General features: G+C 65.4%; 12 protein-coding genes. 4 read left to right on the top strand and 8 right to left on the bottom strand.

Features of this window, described 5'->3' with window-relative positions:
* Positions 1-586: 586 nt before the first annotated feature.
* The 6 genes from L2Z93_RS06080 to L2Z93_RS06055 all read right to left on the bottom strand — a co-directional run bounded on the left by L2Z93_RS06080 (position 587) and on the right by L2Z93_RS06055 (position 6,337).
* Positions 587-1,657, bottom strand: coding sequence for a hypothetical protein (locus L2Z93_RS06080; RefSeq protein ID WP_090593881.1), 1,071 nt, complete (start codon positions 1,655-1,657; stop codon positions 587-589).
* Positions 1,658-1,719: 62 nt separating this feature from the next.
* Positions 1,720-4,029 carry a WXG100 family type VII secretion target gene (locus L2Z93_RS06075; RefSeq protein ID WP_234786306.1) on the bottom strand — a complete coding sequence of 770 codons (2,310 nt, stop codon included), beginning with the start codon at positions 4,027-4,029 and terminating at the stop codon, positions 1,720-1,722.
* Between the two features lie 74 nt (positions 4,030-4,103).
* Entirely contained in the window at positions 4,104-4,547 is a 444-nt protein-coding gene (locus L2Z93_RS06070; protein ID WP_128111870.1) for a hypothetical protein, read from the bottom strand.
* A gap of 178 nt (positions 4,548-4,725) precedes the next feature.
* On the bottom strand, positions 4,726-4,995 hold the full coding sequence (locus L2Z93_RS06065; RefSeq protein ID WP_090593872.1) for a hypothetical protein: 270 nt from the start codon (positions 4,993-4,995) through the stop codon (positions 4,726-4,728).
* Positions 4,996-5,056: 61 nt separating this feature from the next.
* Complete coding sequence (locus L2Z93_RS06060) at positions 5,057-5,710, bottom strand: hypothetical protein (RefSeq protein WP_090593869.1); 654 nt, start codon at positions 5,708-5,710, stop codon at positions 5,057-5,059.
* 39 nt (positions 5,711-5,749) lie between these two features.
* Entirely contained in the window at positions 5,750-6,337 is a 588-nt protein-coding gene (locus L2Z93_RS06055) for a hypothetical protein (RefSeq protein WP_128111872.1), read from the bottom strand.
* Between the two features lie 255 nt (positions 6,338-6,592).
* Here L2Z93_RS06055 and L2Z93_RS06050 point away from each other — a divergent pair, with 255 nt between their 5' ends.
* A complete protein-coding gene (locus L2Z93_RS06050; RefSeq protein ID WP_162562049.1) occupies positions 6,593-7,024 on the top strand; it encodes a WhiB family transcriptional regulator in 432 nt (143 codons plus the stop codon).
* Between the two features lie 31 nt (positions 7,025-7,055).
* Here L2Z93_RS06050 and L2Z93_RS06045 read toward each other — a convergent pair whose 3' ends face one another.
* Positions 7,056-7,502 (bottom strand): helix-turn-helix domain-containing protein, encoded by a 447-nt coding sequence (locus tag L2Z93_RS06045; protein WP_234786305.1) that lies wholly within the window; start codon positions 7,500-7,502, stop codon positions 7,056-7,058.
* Positions 7,503-7,660: 158 nt separating this feature from the next.
* Between L2Z93_RS06045 and L2Z93_RS06040 the strand changes: the two genes are divergently transcribed.
* Entirely contained in the window at positions 7,661-8,101 is a 441-nt protein-coding gene (locus L2Z93_RS06040) for a hypothetical protein (protein ID WP_090593860.1), read from the top strand.
* Between the two features lie 190 nt (positions 8,102-8,291).
* Positions 8,292-9,620 carry a hypothetical protein gene (locus L2Z93_RS06035; protein ID WP_133119232.1) on the top strand — a complete coding sequence of 443 codons (1,329 nt, stop codon included), beginning with the start codon at positions 8,292-8,294 and terminating at the stop codon, positions 9,618-9,620.
* Positions 9,621-9,717: 97 nt separating this feature from the next.
* Here the strand turns inward: L2Z93_RS06035 and L2Z93_RS06030 are convergent, their stop codons facing one another.
* The gene (locus L2Z93_RS06030; RefSeq protein WP_099541445.1) at positions 9,718-11,349 is read right to left on the bottom strand and encodes an IS1634 family transposase; all 1,632 of its coding nucleotides are present in this window, start codon (positions 11,347-11,349) and stop codon (positions 9,718-9,720) included.
* A gap of 124 nt (positions 11,350-11,473) precedes the next feature.
* Here L2Z93_RS06030 and L2Z93_RS06025 point away from each other — a divergent pair.
* Positions 11,474-12,678 (top strand): IS3 family transposase gene (locus L2Z93_RS06025; RefSeq protein ID WP_090585282.1). Its coding sequence is split into 2 segments (ribosomal slippage): positions 11,474-11,729 and positions 11,729-12,678, totalling 1,206 coding nucleotides; the frame shifts between segments, so codons are not numbered across the junction.
* Positions 12,679-12,748: the final 70 nt, after the last annotated feature.

The following is a 12,748-nucleotide window of genomic DNA, read 5'->3' as shown; positions in this document are numbered from 1 at the left end:
CCGTTACAGATAATGTCTCACGGAGCACTGCATTTCCTATACACCGGCGAGCGCCGTCATGGTGCTGACCAGCTGAAACGCGGAGCGGTGCAACGGAAGTGCAGACGAAGTTGAGAAAGTGCAGCGAAACTTGAGAACCTACAGGCGTGTAGGTTCTCACGCCGCGTCGCATTTCCCGACGCCCTGACCTGGCCCTTCCTGTTTGTCTCACCGCCGCTGCACCACCGTTTGTCTCACGGAGCACTGCATTTCCTATACACCGGCGAGCGCCGTCATGGTGCTGACCAGCTGAAACGCGGAGCGGTGCAACGGAAGTGCAGACGAAGTTGAGAAAGTGCACAGCGAAACTTGAGAACCTACAAGGCGTGTAGGTTCTCACGCCGCGTCGCATTTCCCGACGCCCTGACCTGGCCCTTCCTGTTTGTCTCACCGCCGCTGCACCACCGTTTGTCTCACGGAGCACTGCATTTCCTATACACCGGCGAGCGCCGTCATGGTGCTGACCAGCTGAAACGCGGAGCGGTGCAACGGAAGTGCAGACGAAGTTGAGAAAGTGCAGCGAAACTTGAGAACCTACAAGGCGGTTTTATCCGACAATGCTGTCATACATGCGGGTCGCCGCCGAGACCTGCGACTGAATCTCCCGCAGGTACGCCTTCCTTCCATTGGCGTAGGCCGCCTCGGCGGAGGACTCTCCCGGCCTCTGCTGAAGCCAGAAAATCGACTTCCAGATGTCCGAGGATGTGCGTCCACCCTTGCCGTCCAGGCGCTCGAAGAACTCGTAGATATTCAGGTTGGGGTTGGCACGTCCGTGATAGCTGGTGTCCTGTTGGAAGATCCCCCACCACGCGCCGCCACCACCTCTCGCTTGCTGCCTCAACCCCGATTCCTGCATCGCAGTCGACAAGATCGCGATGGCGCGCTCGCGCGAGTATCCCCGTCGCGCGGCCTCCGCCAGGATCGCCCGCGCCACCTCCTTGGGTGAGGATGACGCCGAGAGAGCCCCGGAACTCAGCGAGGGGATCGCCGATTCGCCACTGCGCGTCTTGGTGGTCCCCCGGTTGCCGAACAGTGTGCTGAGCCCCGGAATGCCATTCATCTTCGGTGCCCCAGGGATGCTGGGCTTTCCTGATGGACTGCCGCCCATCGAACCCAGGTTGGGTATGCCGCCGCCGGTTTTGCCGGCGGCGCGGTAGGCGGCGGCGATCTGGCGCAGCCGTGCGGCCAGGAGCGCGTTCTGGCGTTTCGAGGTGGCCAGCTTGCGCTCCATCGCCGCCAGGCGCTGTTCCATCGACCCCGCCAGGGTCTTCATCCCCTCAGGGGAGTTGGCCGCCGGAGCCAGTGCGTTGCCGGTGCTGCGGGCGTCGGTGCGGATGCCCGCGGCATCACGTCGATCACCCGCGCCCTTCTCGTCGGTCGTGCTCGTCCACCAGTTGACCCCTTTGTCGGTGTTGCCGGTGCTGGTCAGCTTGATCTGGTAGCTCCGGCCATCGGCCGACGAGTAGGTCAGCAAGTTCCCCGCCCCGTTCGGCGGTCGCGGGATCACGGGCTCGAGTGTGCTCAGCGTCTTCTGGCTCGTCGAGGTCGGATACAGCCGCTCGGCACCGCCAAGCACGCTGTCCACCGCCCCGAGGTACTTCTGGACGCCAACGCTCACAGCACCAACTTAGAGCCCAAAACCGGCCACAACCACACCCACCAGCGGATTCACAGCCCTGCTCAGTGGTTGGAGAGATCCACGCCTCCAACGAGCGCGGCGTACAGCAAGTCCGCCAGATCTCCGCGCTCCCAGGCGAGTAGCGCTTCCAGGCGGCGGCAGATCATGAAGTCCGCTTGGTAGGCCACCAGCTGTTCGGGATCCTCGATGCCCAACAGCCCCGGTCGCTGCGCGCCAGCCATCAGTTGCGCCCGCTGGTACTCCTCCTGCAAGGCCGCCCACTCGTCGGCAGTGGGCCATCGCCCAGCGGCGATCGTTCGGGCAATATCCTGCGCGGTCGACGACAACGCAGGTTCAGCGAACGCGATTCGCTCGATCAACGCCCGGCAGTACTCCTCCATCTCGGTGCGCTCAGCCTGTTGCAGTTGGAACCAGATCGAATCAGACAGCGTTTCCAGCCGATGCGAGCGATTCCGCGCGGGCTGGGCGGCCTCGGCGGCGGGCGGGCCACCCTCCAGACCTAAAACTCCCGCCGCCAGGGCAGGCACATTCTCAGTCACCCGTTCCCCCGGAGTCGACCACGTGGTCGCAATGGCAGACACGGTGAGTCCGCGCGAGGTGATGGATCGCCACACCGTCTCCGCAGGATCGAACCAGCCGAACCACCGGGCATCAAAGTCCGGGTCCATCCCGCGCACCAAGGGCATGGTTCGTGGAACATACACTCCCGCAGGGATATACGACGCGCCCTCGTTGCTGACGATCCAAAACTCCGGCACACCCGACGGCCCCCGCGCGACACCGACGGCCCACTCCAACCCCGGGTAACTCACGCTGGACGCCGCCGCCAGATCTGCCACCACCGCGCGCGCGGTATCCAAATCCGAGACCGCCAACTCTCGCTTGACCCGCGTTCCGGACACGTCTCGAACTGCCGCGGGAACCACGCTCGCCGGCGCAGTGGCAGCTGCGGGAGCGACCGGTGAGGCCGGAGTCATAGGAACCGGCGCGCCAGCGGGGGCGGTGCCGGCTGCCGGCGGCATAACCGAGCCGTACGGCGTCATCGGAGGCATCGGGGCACCTGCAGATGTCGCCGGAGCTGCCGCCACGGGTGCTGGCGCTGACGCGACCGTCGGCGGGCTCACAACCGGCGCAGTCGCCGGTGCCGGTGCAGCCAGTGGCGTCGGCGGCGCGGTCGGCGGCGCGCCGCTCACCAGCGGTTGGACAGCAGCGGTGCCCACCGTCATCCCGCGGGACAGCGGATCGCCGAAAGCCGCCAAGGTCTGGAAATGCTGGTTCAAGGCCTGGGGCTGCAAGAGCTTCCCCGCATCACCCGGCAGCTGCGGAAGCCCCGTCCCACGGAACAGGCTCGTCAACGGATTCGTCGGGCCGGTCAGCAACTTCAACGGATCACCTGCACCGCTGCCCGGAAGCTGAGGGATCTGCGGAATCTGCGGGAGCGCCTGGTTCAGAGCTTTCCCAATCGGGGTGTCTTCGAGAAGCCGATTGACGGGCGCGGGGAGCAGAGGTGCGAGCTGGTCGGTTAGCCCTCCCGGCGTGGGGTTTGGTTCGAGGAGTCCGGGCCCTGTAGGTAAATCCTCCCCGAGGGCGTCGGGGTCGGGCACCGCTGGATCGCCGCCTGTCGGGTCGTCGTCTTGAAGTCCGCCGTCGCCGTCCGAATCCATGGGCGTCGCGGGCACGTCACCGAACCGGTTTGTGAACAGTGAGATCTCGGTGGTGGTGGATTGGGCCAGCTCACCTGAGTACGACGTGATGAGGCCGCGATACTTCGTGAGAATTGGTGGGATCTGCGCAGTTGAGAAGAAGTTGTCTGACTTGAGAAGTTGATCAATCTCGTTGTGCGCGTCAGTATTCGCATCGAACATCTTGCGTTTAGTGTCTCGAACCTGTGGGCCAAGGCGGCGGTACCCCTGGGCTGCCGCGTCGTAGGTTCCCGCCAGGCGAATCTGGGTTGAGTGTTCTCCGGTGTAGTGTGCGTCGGCGGATTGGGCGGCCTGTCCTACCCAGTCGCCCGAGAACACCGCGTCCGTCCGGGCTCTCGCAGTCGTCGAGGCGTCCTCATGTCGAGACCCTATGCCTCCGAGCTGCTGTGCGGCCTGGTCGATCTGGCTTTCGGATTCAAGTGGCCACAGGCCCGGCTGGATCAAGGCGTAGGTGAAAAGCCCTGTGGGCATCGGGACATCTGCGCCGCCAGGCATCCCAACCCCGGCGATGTATCCGGCGGGAATTGACGGCATGGCGTTGGCGAGGAGCGTCTGTAGCCGCGCGCCTTCACCAGTGGCCGGGGTAGCGGGCGCCGTCAACACCGGCGGGGCCGGTGTTGACGGCGGGGTGATATGCGCGGCGGGCACACGCGGAATTGACAGACCGGGCGGCGGCGGTGGGACGGGTGGACGTGGGCTGGCCCCCGTGGTTACTGCCGCCATCAGTAGGCGATGCCGCAGGCGTCGGCAAGGTTCCGTGTCGCCTCGTTGCCCAGCCCATTCAGGCGTACCAGCTCCTCAATGGACTCGTTAGCGAGGGCTGCGTTGGCCAAGGCGAGTTTTCCGTCAACGAAGGCGTTTGCGAGCTCGGCGACGTCGGGAGCCACGTCGTTGGTCGTGGCACGCTGGATCGTGACCACGCTCGCAACTATCCGGAGAACATTCGCAGTATTGAGTTCCCCGTCGCTAACAACTCCGCCGCGGCCTGTGGAGCCCTTCGTCGTTTGTAGGAATGCAGCGCAGAGTCTCTCTTTGGCTACGGCGGAGTCCCCCGCCGAGCTGGCTGGCGTGGAAGGCTCCGACGCCGGGGTCTCGACTACTGGAGTCGAGCTGCGCGACGTGAGCGTGTAGGTAATCAGTGCGGTCCCGCCGATCAGCACCAGCACCAGGAAAGCGGCGGCGGCTCCGAGAGCCTTTCTGACGTGCGGCCCGCGCCGCCGTGGATGACGAGCCTCCGGAAGTGGCTGCGACGGTGGCGGCGGGAGGGCCCCTCCCCCGGCAGTCGGCGGTGCCCAAGGAGGTGGCGAAGTGGTGGTCATCGTTCTAGCCATTCCTTCCCGGCAATCAGGTACTCAGGGTTGCTGTGTTAAGCGCCTGCTGCGTGTCATAGCTGGCCATCGACGGCCCGGTCGCCGTCAGGCCGGCAGTCACCTTCCCTGAAAGCTTCGCGGTGTCTGCGATGAGTGCGGCGCGTACCACGGTGGAGAACGCGCTGATGTATGCGCCTTCGGGCAGGATGGGAACGCCGGCGGCGATCGCGGACATGCGTTCCTGGCCCGCGGCGAGCAGGCCCGCGCCGGCGGCAGAGGTATCGACGTCTAGATCTCGTGCCATGCCGTGATCGTACTCGCCCGGAACATTCGGCACAGCGGTCAAACCAAAGCTGACCAGGCACTCACGCCAGCAACGGCGCGAGGCGGGGATCATCCACCCAATCCGCGCCGTAGGCCGCCGCACCAACCCAAAGAGCCATCGCCGGGACCGCCAGGCCCCGGAGCCGCAGGGGGCTGCACTCATCGCCGAAGGCCAGAGTCATCGACCAGTCGCTCAGGTCGGGGTGGAACTCAGTCACCGATCGGTAGAAGAACGAGATGAACTGACCTTCTGGATTGCACATGATTCGCCAGTCAGTGGCTATCGCGGCAACCTTCTGTTGAGCGCGCCAGCGGACCTCGGCCTCCCGCCGGGCGGCAGCTTTCCGCCGCCGGTTGACGGTGGCGGTGATGACAGCGGCCGTCGCCATCACCGCCGGGCGGCCAACGACCCACGTGTTGGCGGGAGTGTAGTAGCCGTCGCCGCCGTAGAGGCGGCTGTACTCGATGCCCTCGGCGAGCACGAGGGCCTTCTCGTCACGACGCAGCACCGGGCCGTGAACTCGCACAGGTTCGGGGAACACTCCCTCGCGGTAGCGCCGCGCACACAGCCGCGCGTAGGTCCACCAGTCCTGCGGATTTGCGGTCTGGGGGACGACCGCCCTCGGCGTCCACAGGGCCGGCAGCGCCGACGCCGCGCCGTCGCGGTTCAGCTGATCCTCCCACCATTCGCTCATACGTTCAGTATTGGCACACGCGCCGACAAAGCGCCACCGTCACAGAGGATCGCGCAGCTGTGCCAGCAGCCGGTAGGCCGTGGCTCGGGCCTCGTCGGGCAGCCATGACAGCGCGGCAAGGAGGGTGTTTTCGGCGGTCCTGCTGAATCTCTCGACCTGATCGTGCAGTGCGATGCGGGTTTCCTCGGGCCACCCCGCGGTCGTATCGGCGAAGGACTCCCGCATGGCCAGCACTTCGTACACCAGGCCGAACTGATCCCCCAGCGCCGGTGCCGTCGGCTCCGGGGCCGGCGCAGCCATTGGCGCGGCCGCGGCGGGGACAGCGGGGCCGGCCGGGGTGGCGTCCCCGTCCGGGCGGACCTCGGCCTCGGCGATCGACGGTTCGTGAGCCGTCGCCAGCGTCGGCTCCCCTCCGTCGAGCACGCACTTCACGCTCCCCGGCTCCCAGCCGAGCACCCGTTCGATGCTGGTCGTCAGCTTCGGCGTCAGCTCGTGCGAATACCGCCCCTTCTCCAGCTGCCGCTGTGCCGTGGTGCCCGGTCCGCCGGAAGCTCTGACAGCCTCCTGGGTCAGGCCGAGTTCACGACGGCGCAGCCGCATGCGCTGACCCAGCTTCTCCCGAGACATGATGGGCCTCATCTTGCCCGATGCGATCGGCAAAACCGACACTCAACACCGAAACGGGCCGTGAGCAGGGCTAGGCAGAGGCCGAAAACCGACAAAGTAGGCCGATCACGGGCCTAGCGACCGGTAAAATCGACAATATGAGCCGTCAAAGCGACAAAATACCGGGATTCTCTGCTACTCTTCCCCCTCATAAGCGGTAAAACCGACAAACGGACGGACGAAAAACCGTCAAAGTCAAGGTCAGGAGGGTGCAAAGTGCTCATCGAGGCGTCGTTCACCAAGTCCACCACCCCGGCAGCCGGGATTCCCGACTCCCCCACGATCCGCAGGACCTTCGTGTCCACGCAGCGGACCCCCTGCCAGGCCAAGCCGCCGGCGGAGTCCGACGCGCTGTGGTTCGCCGTGGACACCAAGTACCGGAGAGCCGAGAAGATGTGCAGCTCCTGCCCCTTCATTGGCCGCTGTGCCTACAACGCCGTCGTCAGCCGCGCCACACACGGCGTCTGGGCGGGCCAGGTTTTGCCCGGCGACAAACTCACCGCCCTGGAACCGATCTACGAACGGTTCCTTGAAATCTTCAAGTCCCGTGCTGCCGTCGAGCTGGGCGGCGCTCCGCTGCCGCCACTGCCGGACGTCGCCAGCACGCGGCGCAGCCGCCGCGGCGCTGCCGCCGCGGCCGCCGCCTGACCGCCCTGTGCGGTCAACCCAGCAGAGCTGGCTAGGGCTTCGTTCCGGCCGGCCGATTCTTGGCCCTCAGCCATGCCGCTTCCAATTCGCCAACGCTGACTCCCAGCACAGGGGCGAGTTTCTCGGCTTTACGCGGCGACCAGCGGGTCTCCCCCCGCTCAAACCCGGACACCACCGTCGTCGACAGGCCGGCTGCCTGGCCCAGCTGCATCTGCGTCATTCCTCGGCGAACGCGCAAATCCGAGGGCATGCATTCGTCGTCGGGCACCACGACAACCTCAGCGATCTCCACGTCCAGAAGTCGCACCACCCGCGCCAATCGCTCGATGTCCGGCTCGCCGCCGCGCCGCTCCCAGCTGTTGAGTGTGGACGCCGCCACGCCGGCCAGGCGGGCCACATCGGAGCGCGCCATACCGCTCTCGGCCAGCAGCGCCGAAAGTCGCTCGCGCTGGAAACCCCGGCTCACACGTCGGCTCACGACGCTCCTCTGCTCGCCACCTGCTGGACCGTCCGATCCTGGCACCGGGCTAAACAGGCGTCACAAACGCCGGGAGTAAAACCCGGAACTAAAGTGCCGCGGCCGGACTCCGGCGTGTCGCGCCGGTTTCCTGGAAACGATCGGTCAAGGTGAACGGCATGGCGCTCAAGACCTCAACAGGCCGCCGGGGCCGCCCCCACCTTGGTGACCGAGAAGTCGTCAAGGTCGGCCTATACCCGTCCGAAGTCGCTACGGTCGACGGACTCCGCGGCCCCGTCGACCGGTCGACCTTCCTCGCAGAAATACTGGCCGAGCACGTGGGCCGCGGTGATCTGCTTAACCCTCGCCACCAGCTGACCCTGCTGAACGTCGACGCGGGCTCCGCGGCGCAGGACGCGCCCTCCGGTGACGCAGACGACCATGTTCTCTACGCGACCGCGCGGGTGCATCCCGAGGTCCGCGGCGAGATCGAACGCCGGCGCGGTCGGCTGCCCCAAGCGACCTACAACGCCCAAGTGGTCCGGGCCCGCCTCGGTCTCACGCAACCGGCTATGACGGTCCGCCGGGACCAGGAGGGAATGCTGCGCCTGGCGATGTGACAGCACCCCGAGAGGCTGGACCCTCGGGAAGACGCAGACAAATCCATAGCGGTGTCGATCCCCCTAGATACGACAAAAGCCCCGGGCGGGGGCTTTGTCTTTGACCCGAGTTACCAGCTCCGGTCGGGGCGGTTCTGAGTTACCAGCTCAGAACCAGATCGCACCTTTGCCCCTCGAAAGGGACGCCGTCTTGTTCAAGGACTCGTCTCACGATAGCGCATACCTGGCCGCCGAGCCAGAGCCAGCGCCAAATCGTGACCACAGTGTCGCGGCCGCCTGCGACATCCGCGCGGCCACCGACCCGCCTGCTGCGGTGTGGCGCGCACTCGCGCCCCTCATGGCCCCCGCCGGCCGCCGGGTGGTCCGGCTGATCGATCCCGAATCCAAGCAGAGTGTCCGCCGCGCCAAAATCACCGACCGGCTGCCGACGCTGCTGGCGGCCGTGCACCTGTTCAACGGCGTCGGCCGCACCGCCATGCTTGTTTTGGACTTCGACGCAAAGCGGGGCGGACGGGGCCAGGTCGACGCCGACGTCGCCACCGCGATCGCGTGGTTCACCGCCTGCGGGGCGCGCATCGTCACCGACCGCTCCACCAGCGGTGGCCGACACATCCTGGTCCCCCTGGCCGCGGGCACCTCGGCGTCCTTCTCAGAACTCAAAGGCCTCGTCCAGGCCCTCGCGGCGCGGCTTCCCAGCCTCGACATCACCCCTAACCTCAACGCGCGCACCGGCGCGATCTCGGTGCCCGGAACCGTCTGCTCGGGCGGTGGCCACCGACTCCTCGACGGGCCCCTGGCCAATGCCGTGGATGCCTTCACCGTCGGCAGCGAGCCGGGGTTCTTGCCCGCGCTCTACACACTCCTGGGAACCCTGCCCGCGCCGGCGGGGACGCGCGAGAACACCACCACGATCGAGCCTGACCAGACCACCTGCGGCGAAGGCGACGACCTCCGCCTAGCCGCGCCGTTCTGCTGGCGCAAACCGCTCACCGCCGATGAGGCCGCTTTCGCCGCCGACGGAATCCTCCCCCGCAACAAGCGCTGGCCAACACCATCAGAAGCCCGCATGTCCGTGATGCTCAACGCCGTCAAAAACGGCTACAGCATCAACGCCATCCTCAACAACACACTGCCCGGACGCCCCTGGGCAGGGCTCGGCCGAAGCTACGCCGACAAGGGCCCACGGCCAGAAGACCGGCTCGCCCACGACTTCCGCAAAGCCCTCACCTACTGCCAAGCGGCATACGCCAACAAAGCGAACCAACTCGCACACAGGAATAACTACACACACCCCCCACAGTCGGTGGTGTTGTGGCTTTCCCACAGTCTCGCGTGGGCGGACAGGGAATTTCGTGGCAGCAGGCACCGCTGGGCTGTACGAGATGTCCTGCAAGCCCTGGTGAGGATGCCCCCGTTCGGTAGACATCCCGATTGGTTTGGCAGCGTGCTGCTGGCCGGGAAAGGATGTTGTTGTGGGCACGAAGAAGAGGGCGTCGTATACGCCGAAGTATCGGCATGAGGCCGCGCATTTGGTCCTGAGTTAGGACATTTGGTTTAGTACCCCGATTTCCCGATTTTCGACCCGGCGCGGTGGCGTTTGTAAGGATATTTGGCGTTCAGGGCGCCAGTCCGAGGTGTTCGAGGATCTCGCGCTGGGTGGCGGGCACATCGGGTGGGAACGTCTGGGTGACGCCGTTGATGGCGATGGTCGCGCTGCGCAGTGTCCGTAGGCCTTTGACGACTTTGGCGATGGAGTACCCGGTCCGGGATTGAACGGCATGCGAGACGGCCAGTGCGGCGAACACGATCGTCAGGTGCGCTTCGATGGTTTCGCGTTGGCGATGCCAGATCGGGCGGGCGGCCAGGTCGGACTTCGACATCCGAAATGACTTCTCCACGTGCCACAAGTCGTGGTACTTCGCCATGACCTCGTCCGCCGGCATGACCGTGGCCGGCACATTGGTGATGTAACCCTTCAGTCCCGCAAGGGATTTCGCCCGAGATAGTGCGGAGTCATCGAGGTGTCGGTCTTTGCCGCTGACTTTGACAAACCGCGCTGATTTCGCCGGCTGCGTTCCGTCGATGATGGCCTTGGCGCGGGCTTCCTGAGCGGCAAGGGTCTTCTGATCTCGCCGGGCCCGTTTGGCTGAGTACGCCCACACCGCCCGCCAGGCCGCCGAATGGACCTCGGGGTCCCACACGGGTTCAGCGCGCTTTGCTCGGTCGTTGACGCACTTGTTGTTGCCGTGCCGCGGGGTGACGGTGTCGATGACTTGGCCGTCGGTGAACGCGTCACCGTTCCAGTGGAAATGGGACTCCAGATCAGCTGGCGCCTTGGTTGCCCGGGAACCGACGATGAACGAGAGCCCCAGCTCATCGAGGTCCTTGAGATTCGAGGCAGACAACATGCCGGCGTCGGCGGCCACGACCATGTCGGTGTCGGTGAGCTGGTGGCGTTCCAGGAACCCGCGCACGACCGGCACAATGGTGGTGGTCTCGGCGGTATTGCCTTCATAGCAACCGATTTCGAGAGGGAACCCTGTCCGGTCGACCAGCAGTCCGACCACAATTTGAGGGTCGACCTTCCGGTCTTTCGAGTACCCGACTTTGCGTAGTCCGTCCTCGTTCTCAGCTTCCCACCACAACGTGGTGACGTCATACAAAAGGAGCGAGAGGCCGCCGCAGTCACGCGCGTAGGCGAAGCACTTCTCAGCAATGGTGTCGCGGTACTTCTTCGGCCCGACCTCATCGAGGTGACGTTGCACCGTCCGATACGAGCGCCCATCCGCGCCGAGATCGGCCAGCACCCGCAGGGAATCAAGTTTGCTGGTCGGTTCCACGATTCGGGCGATCACCAAATCCCGGAACACCGGATCATCGACCGCGTCGAACCCGAGCCAGTCATACACCGCGGCGAGGGTGTCATAGAGCAACCTCGAGCAAGTGCCGACCGTCCGGCCCGGCGGCGCCGGCGCTCCCGCGCAACTCGACGTGCCGGTCGCAGGCAGGATTCGTCGCCGGTAGTCGGCGACATCCTCGACCCGAGCTGAGCGGGCCGGGGCTTCGAAGTCCAGCGCCTCCTGGTCCCCGTGCACCAGCTGCCGGGCCTTCTCCAACAGGATCCCCAGCTCAGCATCGGTATGAGCAGATCCAACATGGGCGATGACCTGGACTTTCCCGGAATTCTTGCAGGCCACCTGCACCGCCACCGCGCCGGAGCCGGTGCGCACCTTCCGCACGTACGCCACCGCACGAATCTACCCGCTTAGTACCCCAAACCATCCACCCCAGCGAACGAACCTGCAGGTCAACGCGACGCACCCAAAGCTACCGACCAGTAATGTCCTAAGTCAGGCGGGAAAGGATGTTGTTGTGGGCACGAAGAAGAGGGCGTCGTATACGCCGAAGTATCGGCATGAGGCCGCGCATTTGGTGATTGACACCGGGCGCTCGATTGCCGAGGTGGCCCGAGAAATCGGGGTTGGTGAGGCGTTGCTGGGCCGCTGGGTGGGTATTGAGCGCGCACAGATGGATTCGGCACCGGAAGCCTTGGACGCTGATGAGCGCGCTGAGTTGGAGCGCCTGCGGGTGGAGGTTTCTGAATTGCGAATGGATCGGGAGTTTCTAAAAAAAGCCGCAGCCTTCTTCGCGAAGGAGACCGGTCCGAACCCGCCGAGGCGTTCGCACTGATCGACGCGGAGAAGGCCATGTTCGGTGTCAGCCGGTGCGCTCGACTGCTGGGGGTCTCTCGCTCGGGTTACTACAAGTGGGTCAAAGCCCGCGACGCCGGGCCCGGCCCGCGCGCGCAGCGGCGCGCCGAGCTCACCGTGGCGGTCAAGGCTGCCCATGAGGAATCCGACGGGGTCGACGGCGCTCCGCGGATCCTTGCGACGCTGCGCCGGCAGGGCGAAACCGTGTCTCGTAAGACAGTGGCGAAGATCATGGTGGACAATGGAATTGAGGGAATCAGCCCGCGCACATGGCGCCCGCCGACCACGATCGTTGATGATCGGGCGCACACGTTGCCGGATCTGGTGGGCCGGCGTTTCGACCAGGGCGCGTTGAACAAGGTGTGGACCTCTGACATCACCTACCTGGGTACCGACGAGGGCTGGTTGTACCTGTGTGCGGTCCGTGACGGTTGCTCGCGTCGGGTACTGGGATACGCGTTCGCCGAAACCTTGCACACCGACGTGGTGGAGGCCGCGCTGCGCCGGGCGCACCTGTTCCGGGACCCGGCGACGGGACCGATGGAGCGAGTGATTTTCCATGCGGATCGCGGGTGCCAGTACACCTCGGCGCAGATGTTCTCCGTGGCCGAGGAATTGAATGTGCGTCAGTCCGTCGGGCGAACCGGGGTGTGTTGGGACAATGCGCAGCAGGAGAGTTTCTGGTCGACATTGAAATCGGAGTTTTATCACCGATGGCATTTCGCCACGCACGCTGAAGCTATTCACGCGGTAGCGAATTGGATTGAGAACGTGTACAATTGGCGTCGGCTCCATAGTTCACTCGGGTATCTCAGTCCAGTGGATTTCGAGACATTGATGATCAACCAAGCGGAGCAAGCCGCTTAACCGGTGTCTACCGAACGGGGGCAACCCCAGACATGATGGACCGGGCGACCGTCAACACCGGAAGGGCGCC

Origin of the sequence: Mycolicibacterium brumae, from assembly GCF_025215495.1 — a bacterium.
Lineage (GTDB): Bacteria > Actinomycetota > Actinomycetes > Mycobacteriales > Mycobacteriaceae > Mycobacterium > Mycobacterium brumae.
Note: the sequence above shows the minus strand (reverse complement) of the source record. Positions and strands in the feature narration are given on the sequence as shown.

Coding starts and splice junctions, on each gene's coding strand:
- L2Z93_RS06040 (WP_090593860.1), top strand. CDS start 7,661: ATGGCGCTCAAGACCTCAACAGGCCGCCGGGGCCGCCCCCACCTTGGT.
- L2Z93_RS06065 (WP_090593872.1), bottom strand. CDS start 4,995: ATGGCACGAGATCTAGACGTCGATACCTCTGCCGCCGGCGCGGGCCTG.
- L2Z93_RS06055 (WP_128111872.1), bottom strand. CDS start 6,337: ATGTCTCGGGAGAAGCTGGGTCAGCGCATGCGGCTGCGCCGTCGTGAA.
- L2Z93_RS06060 (WP_090593869.1), bottom strand. CDS start 5,710: ATGAGCGAATGGTGGGAGGATCAGCTGAACCGCGACGGCGCGGCGTCG.